This is a genomic window from Rhizobacter sp. SG703, from assembly GCF_012275445.1.
Taxonomy (GTDB): Bacteria; Pseudomonadota; Gammaproteobacteria; order Burkholderiales; family Burkholderiaceae_C; genus Rhizobacter.
This window is the reverse complement of the sequence record NZ_JAAZQK010000003.1, coordinates 293,645-310,240: the sequence shown is the minus strand read 5'-3', so window position 1 is coordinate 310,240 and position 16,596 is coordinate 293,645. Positions and strand designations below refer to the sequence as shown.

Below are 16,596 nucleotides of genomic sequence, written 5' to 3'. Positions count from 1 at the left end.
GTGAGCCAACGTTCGGGAACAGGTCATCCATGCCGAGGCCCGCCGGTCGTGAAGCTGTTCACGACCGGCATCGCCAACGTCAGCGGAGCAGCGCCTCTTCGACGCCAGCCATCGGCTCCTCGACGAACAGGTGCGAGACCTGCAGTTCGTCGTAGCGCAGCGATTTCATCGCTTCCACCAGCTTCGGATACGGGTACTGGCGGTTCTCCGCCTTCATGTACGTCCGGCCGGAGTCGTTGTTGCTCACCCAGTGCCCGGTGAGAGCATCCCGCGTCTCGTTTTCGATGCCGCAAAGGCTGCACTGCTGGCGGAAGGTGTACCGGAAAGAGTGATAGTCGAGCCGTGAGTCGGACAGACCGATGCCGTCGATGTAGCGATTCCACCATTTGCCCAACGCGTTCGACCAAATGCGGTTTGCGTTGTCATTGCTCAGCGACGGGAAAACTCGCCCGGCACCGGCGCGCGCTTGCTCCGCCGCGTACTTAAGAAAACCCAGCTGAACGAGGGCGTCGTGCAGCGGGACACGACGAAAGCTACCGGGGGTCTTGATGGTTTGGTCATCGCCGAGGTCGCAGATGCGCAGAGACCAACTGCCGTTGATGCGTTGGATGTCTTCGATTCGAAGCTGAGCCACCTCTTCGATGCGCGCGCCAACGAGCGGGCCCATCAGCGGCGCCCAGTAGGCGGCCTCGGCACACTGCCCTTGCGGTCGGTCGTTCTGGGTGTACAGCCTGCTCGCGTAAATCAAGTTCAGTTCGCCGACGTCGAACGCGCGCCGGTCTTTTGGTGTTCGCAGGCCTTGCCCTCCGTAGATTTCGATGCGCTCGAACGGATTCGCAAGAACGTGCTCGACCATTTCCAGCTGACCGTGACGAACCAAGGTCGAGAGGAAGCCAATGCGGTTCTCGATGGTGCCGTCTGACAGGCGACGTTCGATGAGCGCATCGCGGTAGTCGCGCGCGTGCTGGCGATTGATGGTCTCGATAGACAGCGCCCCATGAAGCTCGTGAAACTCAAGCACCGCCTTTTGCACAGCGCCGATGGTGCGTGGTCGCGCCTGTTTGCGTTTCCAGTCCTCGAAGAGATGCAGAAGGGTTGGTTGGATTCGACCTCGCTGCGGGCCCGATGTAGCCGGCTGCTGGTTCGCCAGCACTGTTGAATGCGCTGGCACTGGTTTCGATACGGCAGTCGGCGCAAGTGGCACCTGGGGGGCCATCAGGCCGCGCAAGCGTTCGAACGCGGTCTCGATGGCCTTCAAGACATCCATGTGCGCAAGCGACGCCGACGTCGCGTCGCCACGAGGCTCTGATGCCGGGACTGTTGGCGCATTGCTTAGGGCGTGGCGCAACGGAACGACACCCGCAGCGCATGCCGCCCGCTCCCTGCGGTGCCGGGCCACTGCCAGGTCGAACTCCGTGACCTCGACGGCGAGCATGACCTTCGCCTTCTCGAGTTGGTCGGTGCCAAGACTCTTCCAGAGCTGCCGTTGTCCGCCGAACAGCTCACGACAGTCCGCAGGTACCTTGCGCTTGAAGTAGTACCTGGGTCCTCGCCGATGCAGGAAAGGAGATTTGGATGTGGATGTCGGTCTGACCAACGCCAGGTGGCCGGCGCGTGCTGCTGAGGTGCTCATGTCGATGCTCCGCTGAGGGTGGACATCGACCCCGCGGTGCAGCTCAGCGATGCAAGCTGCTGGCCTTGAGGCCTGCAACACCGCTTGCTACTCCGAAGGGTCGTCGGGGTAGCACCGATGCATGTAGGTTGGGTAGCAGCACCAAAGAAAAAGCCCCCGCAAATCAACGACTTGCAAGGGCTTTCCGAATGGTTGGCGGAGTGGACGGGGCTCGAACCCGCGACCCCCGGCGTGACAGGCCGGTATTCTAACCAACTGAACTACCACTCCAATTTCTTCTTACCGCAGCGGGTTTCCGCTTTGATCCGCAGCCTTTCAGCCGTCGACTCTCTGCGCAAGCCCCGCCAAACTTGGCGTCCCCTAGGGGATTCGAACCCCTGTAATCACCGTGAAAGGGTGGTGTCCTAGGCCTCTAGACGAAGGGGACAAAAACTCTTCACATCTTCACCACTTTGAACAGCGCACCCCGACTCGATGTCTTGGTGGAGGTAAGCGGGATCGAACCGCTGACCTCTTGCATGCCATGCAAGCGCTCTCCCAGCTGAGCTATACCCCCTTGGGTTTCCTGTCGGCCGCTCTTTCGAGCTACCTTCAGACGCTGCGCTGTTCTCACTAGCGAAGACCACGATTATAGGCAGATTTTTCAGGCCTTCTGGAGACGCTCCAGAATTTTTTCGCGCGCGAACAGCTCGAGCACCGCATCGACCGACGGCGTCTGCGCACGCCCGCACACCAGCACGCGAACCGCATGCGCCAGCTGCGGCATCTTCAGGCCATGCGCCGCAAGCGTCTCCTTGATCGCGGCCGCGATCGCGGGCTTGCTCCACTCGCTCAGCGCAGCGAACTTGTCGCGCAGCGTCGCGAGCGCCGGCCTGACCGCATCGGTCACGTGGGCCGCCAGGTCTTCGGCACTCGGCGCCACGTCGGCGAAATACATCTGCAGCCAGTCGGCCAGTTCCACCGTCGTCGAGCAGCGGTCCTTGAACAGGCCGCAGCGCGCGGCCACCTCGTCTTCCGACACGCTGATGCCGCGGCGCGCGAACTGCCCCACCACCAGCGCGGCCAGGCGGCGCTCGTCGATGGTCTTCAGGTAGTGCGCGTTGACCCATGCGAGCTTCGCTGCATCCCATTGCGCGGGACTCTTCGACAGGTGAGTGCCGTCGAACCACGATACCAGCTGCTCGCGCGTGAACAGCTCTTCGTCGCCATGGCTCCAGCCCAGGCGCGCCAGGTAGTTCAGCATCGCTTCCGGCAGGAAGCCGTTCTCCTCGTACGCCGTCACGCTGACCGCGCCGCGCCGCTTCGACAGCTTCTGCCCGTCGTCGCCGAGGATCACCGGCACGTGGCCGAACAGCGGCAGCGGCGCCTTCAGCGCATTGAAGATGTTGATCTGCCACGGCGTGTTGTTCACATGCTCGTCGCCGCGGAACACGTGGCTGATCGCCATGTCCCAGTCGTCGACGACCACCGCGAAGTTGTAGGTCGGCACGCCGTCGGCCCGCATGATGATCAGGTCGTCGATCTCCTTGTTCGCGATGCTGATCGGGCCCTTGACCAGGTCGTCCCAGCGGACGATGCCGTCCTGCGGGTTCGCGAAGCGGATCACCGCGTCCACGCCGGCCGGCGGCGCCGGCAGCGTCTTGCCCGGCTCGGGGCGCCAGCGGCCGTCGTAGCGCGTCTTCTCGCCGCGCGCGCGCTGCGCCTCGCGCATCGCGTCGAGCTCCTCGGGCGTGGTGTAGCAGCGGTAGGCGTGGCCATCGGCCAGCATCTGGTCGACCACCGCGCGGTAACGGTCGAGCCGCTGCATCTGGTAGACCGGGCCTTCGTCGTAATCGAGCCCGAGCCAGCGCATGGACGCGAGGATCTGGTCGACCGAATCCTGCGTCGAGCGGGCGACGTCGGTGTCTTCGATGCGCAGCACGAACTCACCGCCGAAGTGGCGCGCGAAAGCCCACGAGTACAGCGCGGTGCGGGCCGTGCCCAGGTGCAGGAAGCCGGTGGGCGACGGGGCGATGCGGGTGCGGATCGGTCGGGTCATGGTGACAAGGGCCTGTTAACACTACGGGAAGGCTCGCGCCAGCGCCTTGGCAGGCACCGGCCCGAAGGGTGATCTCATCAAAAGGGCACCCACGGCGTTGCACGGCTTGTCCAGGCAGCAAGCCTGGGCTGCGCCGTGCGCCTTGCGGGTGCCCTTTTGATGAGTCACGCGAGCCTTCCCGTAGTGTCAACAGGCCCTCGATCAAAGGGAATCGAGGCCGGCCAGGCCACGCAGCAGGTCGGCCTTCAGGTCCTGCACGTCGTCCAGGCCGACGGCCACGCGGACCAGGCCCTGCGTGATGCCGGCGGCCTGGCGCAGTTCTTCGGTCAGGCGGCCGTGCGAGGTGCTGGCCGGGTGCGTGATCGTGGTCTTGGTGTCGCCGAGGTTGGCGGTGATCGAGCAGACCTGCGTCTGGTCGATCACGTGGAATGCGTTCTTGCGCGCGTTCGTGGCGTCGGTGCTCTTCACGGTGAACGACACCACAGCGCCTCCCGAGCCCGATTGCTGCGCCATCGCCAGCGCGTGCTGCGGGTGCGAACGCAGGCCGGGGTAGAACACCCGCGCCACCTGCGGCTGCCGCTCGAGCCAGCCGGCCAGTTCAAGCGCGCGATCGCCTTGCGCCCGCATCCGGATCGACAGCGTCTCCAGGCCCTTCAGCACCACCCAGGCGTTGAACGGCGACAGCGACATCCCCGCGCTGCGCATCACCGGCACGAACCTGTCGTTGATCAGCTGCTCCGGTCCGCAGACCGCACCGGCAATCACGCGGCCCTGCCCGTCGAGGTACTTGGTACCCGAATGCACGACCAGGTCGGCGCCGTACTCGATCGGCCGCTGCAGCGCCGGCGAGCAGAAGCAGTTGTCGACCGCCAGCAGCGCGCCGGCATCGTGCGCGATCTGCGCCAGCGCGCGGATGTCGCAGACCTCGGTCAGCGGGTTGGTCGGCGATTCGGCGAACAGCAGCTTCGTGTTCGGCTTCACCGCCCGTCGCCAATCGTCGGGATCGGTCTGCGACACGAACGTGGTCTCGACGCCGAACTTCGCGAACTCGCGGCCGAACAGCATGATGGTCGAGCCGAACACGCTGCGCGAGCAGATCACATGGTCGCCGGCCTTCAGCAGCGCCATGCCGAGCAGCAGGATCGCACTCATGCCGCTGGCCGTGCCGATGCAGGCCTGCGCGCCTTCGAGCGCCGCGAGGCGGCGCTCGAACATCGTCACCGTCGGGTTGCCGAAGCGCGAGTAGATGAAGGCGTCTTCCTCGTTCGCGAAACGCGCGGCGGCACTCGCCGCGTCGGGCTGCACGAAGCTGCTGGTCAGGAACAGCGCCTCGGAATTCTCGCCCCACGCGCTCGGCGGCAGGCCTTCGCGCACGGCCAGCGTGTCGCGCCGCACGTCGGCCGGCAGCTCGACGCGCGCAATGCCTCGCTTCGCCGGCGCGCCGGCCATCAGCCGCGCTCCGTCGTTGCGCTCTGCAATGCGAGGCGCGAGCGGTCGGCGTTCTCTTCCTCGTCGCCGCCCTGCGACTTGCGCTGCGTGGCGATCGCGTCGAAATCGGCGGCCGTCACGTCGCCGGTCACGTAGTAGCCGTCGAAGCACGAGGCCTCGAAGCCGTTCAGCGTCGGGTTCAGCGCGCCGACCACCTTCTTCATCGCGGCCACGTCCTGGTAGATCAGCGCGTCGGCGCCGATGAACTGGCGGATCTCCTCGATGCTGCGGTTGTGCGCGATCAGCTCTTCGCTGGTCGGCATGTCGATGCCGTACACATTCGGGAAGCGCACCGGCGGCGCGGCCGACGCCATGTAGACCTTGCGCGCTCCGGCGTCGCGCGCCATCTGCACGATCTCTTTCGACGTGGTGCCGCGCACGATGGAGTCGTCGACCAGCAGCACGTTGCGGCCCTTGAATTCCACCGCGATCGCGTTGAGCTTCTGGCGCACCGATTTCTTGCGCACGCCCTGCCCCGGCATGATGAAGGTGCGGCCGACGTAGCGGTTCTTCACGAAGCCTTCGCGGTACGGCTTGCCGATCTTCTGCGCGAGCTGCATCGCCGACGGGCGGCTCGATTCGGGAATCGGGATCACCACGTCGATCTCGTTCGGCGGCATCGTCGAGATCAGGCGCTGCGCCAGCGTCTCGCCCATGTTGAGGCGCGCCTGGTAGACCGACACGCCGTCCATCACCGAATCGGGCCGCGCCAGGTACACGAACTCGAACATGCAGGGGTTCAGCGTCGGGTTCTCGGCGCACTGCTGCGTGTGGATCTTGCCGGCCAGGTCGACGAAGATGGCCTCGCCCGGCGCCACGTCGCGGATCAGCTTGCGGCCGGTGCCTTCGAGCGCGACCGATTCGCTGGCCACCATCACGTCCGGGCCGTCGGGCGTCATCACCTCGCCGAAGCACAGCGGACGGATGCCGTACGGGTCGCGGAAAGCCAGCAAGCCGTAGCCGGCGATCAGCGCGACCACCGCGTACGAGCCCTTGATGCGCTTGTGCACCGCGCCGACGGCCTTGAAGATCTCGTCGGTGGTCAGCGGCAGGTTGCGGGCGGCCATTTCGAGCTCGTGCGCGAGGACGTTGATCAGCACCTCGGTGTCGCTCTCGGTGTTGATGTGGCGGCGATCGACGTCGAACAGCTCCTGCTTCAGCGAATGCGCGTTGGTCAGGTTGCCGTTGTGCACCAGCACGATGCCGAACGGCGCGTTGACGTAGAACGGCTGAGCCTCTTCCTCGTTGTAGGCGTTGCCGGCGGTCGGGTAGCGCACCTGGCCCAGGCCGACAGTGCCCGGCAGCCCGCGCATGTTGCGGGTGCGGAACACATCGCGCACCATGCCGCGCGCCTTGTGCATGAAGCACTTGGTGCCCTGCATCGTGACGATGCCGGCAGCGTCCTGGCCGCGGTGCTGCAGCAGCAGCAGCGCGTCGTAGATCATCTGGTTGACCGGCGTCTTCGAGATCACGCCAACGATGCCGCACATGGGAGAGTCCTTGCGTTGTTCAACCGGTCCGCGTCATGCGGGCAGGTGGGAAGAGAGTTGAGGCGGAAGCAGTGGCTTCAAGCCCGCCAGGGCCGCATTGAGCCACGGTGCGCCGGCCGATGCGCGCCAGGCCGGCGATGTCACCAGCGGTGTCATGCCCACCACCATGCCGACGGCCAGCAGCACGACCACGCCGCGCAGCAGCCCGAAGAAGCCGCCGAGCAGGCGATCGATGAGGCTCAACGGCGTCACGTGGATCAGGAAGCGCAGCAGCCGCGCCAGGATGCCCCAGACGATCAGCGCCGCGACGAAGGTGATCGCGAACGCGGCCGCCTGGTTGATGCCGGAGCCGATGCGGCCGACCGGGATGTGCGGCGCGACCATCGGCGTCAGCCACTGGGCGGCGAACCAGGCCGCGAACCAGCCGACCAGCGACAGCAGCTCGAACACCAGGCCGCGCACGAGGCCCACCAGGACGGAGAGGCCCAGGATGCCGAGAAATAGTGCATCGACCCAGCCCATCGGCGCCGTCACAGCGTCAGGATGGCCGACGGCAGGCCGGCGGTCTTGATCTTCGCGGCGGCCTTGTCGGCCTCGTCGCGCGACGCGAACGGGCCGACCCGCACGCGGATGCGGTTGCCGGCCGAGGTCTCGACCACCTGCGTGTAGGTCTTCAGGCCGAGCTTCTCGACCTTGTGGCGGGCGTCGCGCGCGGCCGTCAGCTCGGCGAACGCACCGACCTGCACGACGAAGCGGCCGGCGGCCTCGGGCGTCGCGGGCTTGCCGTCGAGCAGGGCCTGCACGCGGGCGCTGTCGCTGGGCTTGGCGGCGGGTTTGTCGGTCGGTCTGTCGGCCGGTTTGTCGGTCGGCTTCTCGGCGGGCTTCTCCGCCGGCTTGCGCTCGACCGGTGCGGGTGCGGGTACCGGCGTCGGCTTCGGCGTGACCGCGGCCACGACCGGCGGCGCGGCCACCGCGGCCGGTGCCGAGGCCGGCGGCTCGCGCCCCGCATCGGGCACGTTCTCGGTGATCACGCTCGGCGGCAGCGGCGCCGGCTTGGGAGCGGCAGCCCGCGCACCGGTCGGTGCAGGCGCGGGCGTGGGTGCGGCCGAGGTGTCGCGCCGCAGCTCCACCGGCGTGTCGACCGGCAACGGCCGCGGCTGGGTTTCGAACAACAGCGGGAAGCCGATCACGCCGGCGATCACCAGCACGGCCGCGCCGACGAGCCGCTGGCGCGCGCGCGTGCGGGCCTGAGCGACGCTGTCGGGGGAGTCGGCAACCGGGGGCGCCTTCGCCTTGGACGAGGCCTTGGCGGCGCGCTCGGGCGCGCTGTTGGACGTATTGCCCGATGTGCGCTTCAGGAAGGACAGCAGACCCATGAAGAGCTGATTCCAGGTGAGCAGAGAGCGATCAGCTCAGGTGCTTGGCAGAAAGACGGGGGATGCCGTCCTTCAGCACGCCGCCCACGGTGAAGAACGAGCCGAAGACGACGATTCTATCAGCCGGGTCTGCGGTCACTATCGTCGCGCGCAGTGCCTCGTCGGGGTTCGCGTGACGGAATGTGGTGACCGGGCCCGGGCCCTTCAGCGCAAGGCGTTCGTGCAGCTGCTGCAGGTCGGCCGCAGTGGCCGCCCGCGCGATCGGCAGGTCGGTGAAATGCCACGCGTCGACCAGCGGCGCCATGCGGCGGATGATCGCTTCGAGGTCCTTGTCGGCCATCGCGCCGAACACCACGTGCGTGCGCGGGAAGAAGCCCATCTGGTCGAGGTTCTCGGCCAGCGCGCCGACCGCGTGCGGGTTGTGCGCGACGTCGAGCACCAGCGTCGGCTGGCCGGGCACGATCTGGAATCGGCCGGTCAGCTCGACCGTCGCGAAGCCGTTGCGCACCGCCTGCGCGGTGATCGGCAGCCGGTCGCGCAGCGCCTCGAAGGCGGCCAGCGCGGCCGATGCGTTCAGCAGCTGGTTCGCGCCGCGCAGCGCCGGGTACGCGAGCCCGTTGAAGCGCTTGTCGCGCCCGCCCCAGCCCCATTGCTGCTGGTCGCCGGCGTAGTTGAAATCGCGGCCGAGCAGCCGCAGGTCGGCACCGATCTCGGCGGCACGCGCGACGATGCTGGCCGGCACCATCGGGTCGCCGACCACCACCGGCTTGCCGGTGCGCATGATGCCGGCCTTCTCGCGGCCGATCGATTCGCGGTCGGTGCCGAGCCAGGCGGTGTGGTCGATGTCGATGCTGGTGATCACCGCGCAGTCGGTGTCGATCGCGTTGACGGTGTCGAGCCGGCCGCCGAGCCCGACCTCGAGGATCACCATGTCGAGCGGCGCGCCCGCGAGCAGCCGCAGGATCGCCATCGTCGTGAACTCGAAGTAGGTCAGCGGCATGCCGGCGCGCGCCTCTTCGACGGCCTGGAAGTGCGGGATCAGCTCGGCCGCGTCGACGCTGCGGCCGTTCACCCGGCAGCGCTCCTCGAAGTGCACGAAATGCGGCTTGATGTAGAGCCCGACGCGGTAGCCGGCCTGCAGCCCGATCGATTCGAGCATCGCGCAGGTCGAGCCCTTGCCGTTGGTGCCGGCCACCGTGATCACCGGCACCTGGAAATCGATGCCCAGCCGCTGCTTGATCAGCAGGCTGCGCTCGAGGCCCATGTCGATGTCCTTGGAATGCAGCTGCTCGCAGTGGGCGAGCCATTCGGCGAGCGTGGTCGGTGTGGCCATGGTGGTGTCAGAAGAAGGAAAGGCGGCCGAGGCCGCCTTTCAGTGGGGCAGCGAGGTTCGGTGTCAGGCCACCGCGTCGGCGCTCTGGCGCTGCAGCATCGCGAGCGAACGGGCGATCGTCGTGCGCAGTTCGCGCCGGTCGACGATGCCGTCGATCGCACCGGTCTTGACCAGGAATTCGGCGCGCTGAAAGCCTTCGGGCAGCTTCTCGCGCACGGTGTTCTCGATCACGCGCGGGCCGGCGAAGCCGATCAGCGCCTTCGGCTCGGCCAGCACGATGTCGCCGACGAACGCGAAGCTCGCCGAGACACCGCCCATCGTCGGGTCGGTCAGCACGCTGATGTACGGCAGCTTCGCCTTCGCCAGCAACGTCAGCGCGGCATTGGTCTTGGCCATCTGCATCAGGCTCAGCAGGCCTTCCTGCATGCGCGCGCCGCCGGTGGCCGCGAAGCTGACGAACGGCACCTTCTGCTCGACCGCCGCCTCGACGCCGCGCACGAAGCGCTCGCCGACCACCGAGCCCATCGAGCCGCCCATGAAGTCGAACTCGAAGCAGGCCGCCACCAGCGGGATGCTGAGCACCGCGCCGCCCATCACGACCAGCGCATCGGTCTCGCCGGTGCTCTCGAGCGATTCCTTGAGCCGCTCGGGGTAGCGCTTGCTGTCCTTGAACTTCAGCGCGTCGACCGGCAGCACCTCCTGGCCGATCTCGTAGCGGCCTTCGCCGTCGAGGAAGGCATCGAGCCGCGCGCGCGCGCGGATGCGGTGGTGGTGGCCGCACTTCGGGCAGACGTTGATGTTCTGCTCGAGGTCGCTCTTGTAGAGCACGGTGTCGCACGACGGGCACTTGATCCACAGGCCTTCGGGCACCGTGCGGCGCTCGCTCGGGTCCGTCTGCTGCATCTTCGGCGGAAGCAGTTTCTCGAGCCAACTCATGCGGGAGCTCCTTTCAGGGTATCGAGGGCGGCGCGGATCTCGGCGATGAACGCCGCGGCCGCGGGGACGACATTGTCGCGCGTCTGGGTGTCGAGCAATTGCACGATGCGGGATCCGATGACCACCGCATCCGACACCTTCGCGACCGCGATGGCGGTCTCGGCGTCGCGGATGCCGAAGCCTACACCGACCGGCACGTGCACATGGGCCTGGATGCGCGGCACCATCCGGGCCACCGCGTCGGTGTCGAGGTGGCCGGCGCCGGTCACGCCCTTCAGCGACACGTAGTAGACATAGCCGCTCGCGATGCGGCCGACATCTTTCATGCGCTGTTCGGTGGAGGTGGGTGCGAGCAGGAAGATCGGGTCGAGCTGCGCCGCCTTCAGCCGCGCAGCGAAGGCCTCGCACTCCTCGGGCGGGTAGTCGACGACCAGCACGCCGTCGACGCCGGCCGCGGCGGCATCGCGCACGAAGGCGTCGGCGCCATGGCGCTGGTCGTAGCGCTCCACCGGATTGGCATAGCCCATCAGCACCAGCGGCGTCGTCGTGTTGCGGGCCCGGAAGCCGCGCACGTAGTCGAGCACCTGCGGCATGCCGATCTTCTTCGCAAGGGCGCGTTCGGCCGCCTTCTGGATCACCGGGCCGTCGGCCATCGGGTCGGAGAACGGCACGCCGAGTTCGATCACGTCGGCGCCTGCATCGGCCATCGCGAGCATCAGCTCGACCGTCGCGTCCGGGTACGGGTCGCCGGCGGTGATGTACGGGATCAGCGCCTTGCGGCCTTCCTTCTTCAGCGCATTGAAGCGGGTGGCGATGCGGCTCATGCGGCCCCCTTGACGGTCTGGCCCGCTTCGGACGGCTGCGCGTAGACCTTCTGGCCCGACAGGTCGGCGACGGTGCCGATGTCCTTGTCGCCGCGGCCGGACAGGTTGACGAGCAGGTGCTGGTCGGGGCGCATCGTCGGCGCGAGCTTCATCGCATGCGCGACCGCATGCGACGACTCCAGCGCCGGGATGATGCCCTCGGTGCGGCACAGGTAGTGGAAGGCCTTCAGCGCTTCGTCGTCGGTGATGCCGACGTACTCGGCGCGGCCGGTGTCCTTCAGGTACGCATGCTCCGGGCCGACGCCCGGGTAGTCGAGGCCGGCGGAGATCGAGTGCGTCTCGATGATCTGGCCGTTCTCGTCCTGCAGCAGGTAGGTGCGGTTGCCGTGCAGCACGCCGGGCGAGCCGGCGCTGAGGCTCGCGGCATGCTTGCCGGAATCGAGCCCCTGCCCCGCCGCTTCGACGCCGATCAGCCGCGTGCCGGCATGCTCGATGTAGGGATAGAAGATGCCCATCGCGTTGCTGCCGCCGCCGACGCTGGCGATCACCGCATCGGGCTGGCGACCGGCCAGCTCGGGCATCTGCAGCAGGCATTCGTCGCCGATCACGCGCTGGAAGTCGCGCACCATCGCCGGGTACGGGTGCGGGCCGGCCACCGTGCCGATGATGTAGAAGGTGTTCTCGACGTTCGTGACCCAGTCGCGCAGCGCTTCGTTCAGCGCGTCTTTCAGCGTCTTCGAACCGCTCTCGACCGGCACCACGCTCGCGCCGAGCAGCTGCATGCGGTAGACGTTGGGCGACTGGCGCTTGACGTCTTCGCTGCCCATGTAGACGACGCACTCCATGCCGTAGCGCGCGCAGATGGTGGCGGTGGCCACGCCATGCTGGCCGGCGCCGGTCTCGGCGATCACGCGGGGCTTGCCCATGCGGCGGGCCAGCAGCGCCTGGCCGATGGTGTTGTTGATCTTGTGCGCGCCGGTGTGGTTGAGGTCTTCGCGCTTCAGGTAGATCTGCGCGCCGCCCAGTTCGCGGCTCATGCGCGCGGCGTGGTAGACCGGGCTCGGCCGGCCGACGAAGTGCTTCAGCTCGCTGTGGTACTCGGCCAGGAAGGCCGGGTCGCGCTGCGCCTCGGCATAGGCCGCCTTCAGTTCATCGAGCGCGTGGATCAGGGTCTCGGCGACGAAGGTGCCGCCATAGGGCCCGAAATGCCCGCTGGCATCGGGCTGCTGGTATTTCGACATGGATTGACTCGCTTCAGGGTGGGGTGGCCACCGCGGTGCTGACGACAAGGGCGTCGGCTTCGCGCACGGCATGGCAGAAACGGCGGATCAGCCCGGCATCCTTGATGCCCTTGGCTGCCTCGACGCCGGAACTCACGTCAACGGCCCAGGGCCGCACCCGAAGAATTCCTTCGATCACATTTCCGGCATGCAACCCACCAGACAAAACGACTGGAGAGCGCACGTTTCGAGGAATGAGTGACCAATCAAAGACCTTTCCGCCTCCGCCATACCCGTCGACATGAGCGTCGAGCAACAGCCCCTGGGCGAGCGGGAACCGAGCCGCGAAGTCTAGCAAATCGAAATCCCCCGCCATGCGCGCGGCCCGCAGGAACGGCCGCCCGGCGGCGGCGCAGTCGGCCGGCGTCTCGTCGCCGTGGAACTGCGCCAGCAGGTTCGGGATCGCCGCGACCGCGCTGGCGATCAGCGCCGGCGTGGCATTGACGAACAGCGTGACCGGCGTGACGAAGGGCGGCAGCCGGCGCGCCAGCTCGGCCGCGCGCTCGACACTGACGTGCCGCGGGCTGCGCTCGTACAGCACGAAGCCGACCGCATCGGCACCGGCCGCGACGGCCGCATCGACATCGGCCTCGCGCGTCAGGCCGCAGATCTTGATTCGCGTGCGTGCACTCATCGGATCGGGTCAGGGGGTGGTCGACTCCGTCCCACCGGGCAGCCAGTCCATCGGCGGCGTGTGGTCCGGGATCTCGAAGCGCGCATCGTAGTACGGCCCGGTGAAGTACAGCCCGTCCGGGGAGAAGGTCGGCGCCGCGGCGCTGCGCGAGCGCGAGGCCAGCACGTCGGCCATCCAGCCCGGCGCACGCTGCCCGGCGCCGATCGCCACCAGGCAGCCCATGATGTTGCGCACCATGTGGTGCAGGAAGGCATTGCCGTCGAAATCGAAGCGCCAGTACGCGCCGAAGCGCCGGATGCGGATTTCGCGCAAGGTCTTCACCGGCGTCGGCGACTGGCATTCGGCGGCCCGGAAGGCGCTGAAATCATGCTCGCCGATCAGCAGCGCGGCGCCCTCGCGCATCGCATCGCCGTCGAGCGGGCGGAACACCCAGCCGGCCGCGCCGGCGCCGATGGCCGCGCGCACGCGCGACTCGAGCAGCAGGTAGGCATAGCGGCGCCCGCGGGCGCTGTTGCGGGCGTGGAAATCATCGGGCACCGGCCGGCACCACTGCACCGCGATGTCGGGCGGCAGGAAGCGGTTGGTGCCGCGCATCCACGACTCGGTCTCGCGCGCGACCGGTGCGTGCAGGTGCACCACCTGGTTCAGCGCATGCACGCCGGCATCGGTGCGGCCGGCGCACATCGTGCGAACGGGCGTGGCCGCGAATTGCGACAACGCCCGCTCGAGATGGTCCTGGATCGTCTGCCCGCCCGGCTGGCTCTGCCAGCCGCGGTAGGCCTGGCCCTGGTAGCTGATACCGAGGGCCAGCTTCTCTTGGCTCACGTTCCTTCGTTCACCCGAGGTCGGAGAGCATGGCTTGAGCGCGCGTCTTGGTCGCGCCGCTCGCCTTGGCAATCACTTCCTGCAGCAGGTCGCGGGCACCTTCCATGTCGCCGATCTGGCGGAATTCCTCAGCCAGTTCGAGCTTGCGCGCGATCGGGTCGGAGCCGTCGTCCGGCGTGTCGCCCAGGTCGATGTCGCCGAACTCGTTGCTCGATGCCGGTGCAGCCGCGGCGGCGCGCGGCGCGGCCGGCGCAGGGATCGTCGAATCGCCGAGGTCCAGCGAGATGCTCGACAGGTCGAAGTCCATCGGTGCGCTGGCCGGCGCGCTGCGTGCCGGGGCCGGTGCCGCGCGCGGCGGCGGGGGCGGCGGATCCAGCGGCAGGTCGAAGCTCATGTCGTCCAGCGAGTGGCCGACCTCGCCGGTCGGCAGCGGCTGGGTCTCTTCCGGCAGGTGCGGCGCCGACACGGCCGAGCCGCTCGGCAGCGCCAGGTCGAGGTCGAGGTCCATGCCACCGCCGGTGGTGTCGAACCCGCTGCCGTGCGAACCGCTGGCACCGAATTCCGAAGGCGACGGCAGCACCGATTGCGGCATCGTGCTGGCGCCCAGCACCTCGGCCGACGGTCGTGCCTGGCCCTGGCCGGTCGACGGCGCGCCGCCCGGGCGGTACATCGGGTTTTCCGGATCGATCTGCTGGCCGATCTCCTGGGCCTTGGCCCAGTCTTCGCCTTCGCCGCCGGTCAAGCCGAACAGCTGCGTCGCGAGCAGTTCGAAGCCCTTGGTGTCGCGGCGCTTCGCATAGACCTCGAGCAGCTTGGTGCGGATCGCCAGGCGCTCGGGGCTCGCGCGCATGGCCTCCTTCAGGATCTCTTCGGCTTGCAGGTCGCGGCCATAGGCCAGGTAGACATCGGCCTCGGCCACTGGATCCACGTCGCCGATGGCATCGAGCTGGCTCAGCGAGTAGCTCATCGACGACGAAGCTCCGCCGGCGTCACGCGTGTCGATGCGTTGTCCGCCGCTGGCCCCGAAGAAAGAATCCGGTTGCAGGCGACTTTCCAGGAAAGACGTCTCACCGCTGTCGCGCTTCGCGCGCTTGCTGAAGCGCCACGCCGCGAAACCGCCGAGCAGCAGCACGGCAATGCCGCCGAGCAGCGCCGGCAGGTTGTCATCGAACAGCGACGACAGGAAGCCGGGTTCGGGCGCCGGGGCAGGTGCAGGAGCCGGCGCGGGCTTCGGCGGCGCGACAGCGACGACCGGCGCGCTGGCGGCCTCGGGCGCCGACGCGGCAGCGACCGGCGCGGCTTCGGCAGGGGCCGAGGCCGGCGTCTCGATCACCGGCGCGGGTGCCGGTGCCGGGGCAGGCGCCTGGACCGGTGCCGGCGCGGGCGCAGGAACCGGTGCGGGGACCGGCGCCGGGGCAGGTGCGGGAACCGGAGCAGGTGCAGGGGCCGGCGGCGGCGTGACCGGCGGCTTCACCGGCACGTTCACCGCGGCCGGCGCGGGCGCTTGCGCCGGCGAGCCGGCCTTGGCGCCGGCCGAGGCCTGGCCGAGCTTCTTCAGCTCTTCGACGTTCTTCGAGAGTTCGGCGACGCGCGACGAATTCTCCTTGGCCTGCAGTTCCTTCGAGACCTTCGCTTCCGGCGTGGACGCGGTCCCCTTGCTCAGCGTCAGCTTGTCGGGCGTCGGGGCGGCGGCCTTCTTTCGGTCGTCGACCTCGGCCTGCACGGTGCCGCTGGTCTGGCGCGACGCGCCTTCGACCTTCGACGGTGCCACGCCGCTCGCCAGGCGCTGGCGGTAGGCGCCGAAGTCGGCGCTCTGCGCCTGGATCAGCTGGCGCGCTTCGGTCGGCGTGATGGCCTTCGCGGTCTCGGCGGACGGCACGGCCAGCACGGCACCGGCCTTCAGCCGGTTCATGTTGTTGTTCAGGAACGCGTCCGGGTTGCCCTGGTACAGCGACGCCAGCATCTGGTCGAGCGAGACGCCCTGGCGCCTGGTGTTGCCGGCAATGCGCGACAGCGTGTCGCCAGGCTTGACCTTGTACTCGTCGGCGCCCGAGCCGGTTTCGGCTCCGGTGTCGGCGGACGGTGCCGCGGCGACGCGCGGCGTGTTGCGTGCCGGTGCCGGTGGTGCATCGGCGGTGACCGCGGGGCGTGGGGCCGGTGCCGGACGGGTCGAGCGCGGTGCGGAAGCAGGCGCCGCGGCCGAAGGCGCTTCAGTGGCCGACGACAGCGCCGGCGACGTGGCCGGCGGCGCGGCGGCCAGCGTGCGCGTCGACGGCGGGTCGAACAGCATCGTGTATTCGCGGACCAGGCGGCCGGTCGACCAGGTGATCTCGAGGATCACGTCGACGAAGGGCTCCTGCACCGCGCGATCGCTGGTGACCTTCAGGAAGGCACGACCGTCGGGACGGCGCTGCAGCACGACCTGCGTGGCCGGCAGCACCTGGTTGTAGTCGACGCCGGCGGCGCGGTACGACTCCGGCGGCGCGATGCGCACGTTCAGGTTCGAGGCTTCTTCGGGCGTCAGACTGGTGACGTCGATTTCCGCGCGCAGGGTTTCACCAAGCGCCGACTGAACCGCCAGTCGTCCGAGGCCGAGCGCCCAGGCGTTGGTGGCAGACAGGCACATGGCAGCGATGGCCACGCCGGTCAGAGCAAAGCGGCGAGCGAACAGCGAATTTCTTTTCAAGGCGTCTCCCAAGTGGAGGTGGCGGGCAGTGTGCAAAGGCCCCCGTCGATTGG

At 68.3% G+C, this 16,596-nt stretch carries 12 protein-coding genes, 3 tRNA genes and 1 pseudogene; all 16 read right to left on the bottom strand.

The features are described from left to right. Window positions 1-1,393 precede the first annotated feature (1,393 nt). A pseudogene (locus tag FHT26_RS30595) lies at window positions 1,394-1,633 on the bottom strand (DUF6538 domain-containing protein); the annotation flags it as partial. Window positions 1,634-1,826: 193 nt separating this feature from the next. Beyond that, window positions 1,827-1,903: transfer RNA gene (locus tag FHT26_RS07055), tRNA-Asp, on the bottom strand. An 81-nt stretch (window positions 1,904-1,984) separates the two neighbouring features. Further along, window positions 1,985-2,060 (bottom strand) — tRNA-Glu (locus tag FHT26_RS07050). A 53-nt stretch (window positions 2,061-2,113) separates the two neighbouring features. After that, window positions 2,114-2,189: transfer RNA gene (locus tag FHT26_RS07045), tRNA-Ala, on the bottom strand. An 87-nt stretch (window positions 2,190-2,276) separates the two neighbouring features. Further along, a complete protein-coding gene (gene gltX, locus FHT26_RS07040) occupies window positions 2,277-3,671 on the bottom strand; it encodes a glutamate--tRNA ligase (RefSeq protein WP_168559442.1) in 1,395 nt (464 codons plus the stop codon). 201 nt (window positions 3,672-3,872) lie between these two features. After that, window positions 3,873-5,120, bottom strand: coding sequence for an O-succinylhomoserine sulfhydrylase (locus FHT26_RS07035; RefSeq protein ID WP_168559441.1), 1,248 nt, complete (start codon window positions 5,118-5,120; stop codon window positions 3,873-3,875). Continuing rightward, complete coding sequence (gene purF / locus FHT26_RS07030; RefSeq protein ID WP_056811754.1) at window positions 5,120-6,649, bottom strand: amidophosphoribosyltransferase; 1,530 nt, start codon at window positions 6,647-6,649, stop codon at window positions 5,120-5,122. Before purF ends, FHT26_RS07035 begins: the two co-directional genes overlap by 1 nt. A gap of 33 nt (window positions 6,650-6,682) precedes the next feature. Beyond that, complete coding sequence (locus FHT26_RS07025; protein WP_349238102.1) at window positions 6,683-7,183, bottom strand: CvpA family protein; 501 nt, start codon at window positions 7,181-7,183, stop codon at window positions 6,683-6,685. Continuing rightward, window positions 7,180-8,025 carry an SPOR domain-containing protein gene (locus FHT26_RS07020; RefSeq protein ID WP_168559440.1) on the bottom strand — a complete coding sequence of 282 codons (846 nt, stop codon included), beginning with the start codon at window positions 8,023-8,025 and terminating at the stop codon, window positions 7,180-7,182. The genes FHT26_RS07025 and FHT26_RS07020 overlap by 4 nt, the downstream gene beginning before the upstream one ends. 31 nt (window positions 8,026-8,056) lie before the next feature. Then, window positions 8,057-9,358: a bifunctional tetrahydrofolate synthase/dihydrofolate synthase gene (folC, locus tag FHT26_RS07015; protein ID WP_168559439.1), complete on the bottom strand. Its 1,302-nt coding sequence runs from the start codon at window positions 9,356-9,358 to the stop codon at window positions 8,057-8,059. Window positions 9,359-9,421: 63 nt separating this feature from the next. Continuing rightward, window positions 9,422-10,294 carry an acetyl-CoA carboxylase, carboxyltransferase subunit beta gene (gene accD, locus FHT26_RS07010; RefSeq protein ID WP_168559438.1) on the bottom strand — a complete coding sequence of 291 codons (873 nt, stop codon included), beginning with the start codon at window positions 10,292-10,294 and terminating at the stop codon, window positions 9,422-9,424. Further along, the gene (gene trpA / locus FHT26_RS07005; RefSeq protein WP_168559437.1) at window positions 10,291-11,118 is read right to left on the bottom strand and encodes a tryptophan synthase subunit alpha; all 828 of its coding nucleotides are present in this window, start codon (window positions 11,116-11,118) and stop codon (window positions 10,291-10,293) included. Before trpA ends, accD begins: the two co-directional genes overlap by 4 nt. Next, complete coding sequence (gene trpB, locus FHT26_RS07000) at window positions 11,115-12,359, bottom strand: tryptophan synthase subunit beta (protein WP_168559436.1); 1,245 nt, start codon at window positions 12,357-12,359, stop codon at window positions 11,115-11,117. Before trpB ends, trpA begins: the two co-directional genes overlap by 4 nt. Before the next feature lie 13 nt (window positions 12,360-12,372). Beyond that, on the bottom strand, window positions 12,373-13,032 hold the full coding sequence (locus FHT26_RS06995; protein WP_168559435.1) for a phosphoribosylanthranilate isomerase: 660 nt from the start codon (window positions 13,030-13,032) through the stop codon (window positions 12,373-12,375). 9 nt (window positions 13,033-13,041) lie between these two features. Beyond that, a complete protein-coding gene (truA, locus tag FHT26_RS06990) occupies window positions 13,042-13,857 on the bottom strand; it encodes a tRNA pseudouridine(38-40) synthase TruA (RefSeq protein WP_168559434.1) in 816 nt (271 codons plus the stop codon). 10 nt (window positions 13,858-13,867) lie between these two features. Continuing rightward, window positions 13,868-16,543, bottom strand: coding sequence for a motility hub landmark protein FimV (locus FHT26_RS06985; protein WP_282597145.1), 2,676 nt, complete (start codon window positions 16,541-16,543; stop codon window positions 13,868-13,870). Window positions 16,544-16,596 lie beyond the last annotated feature (53 nt).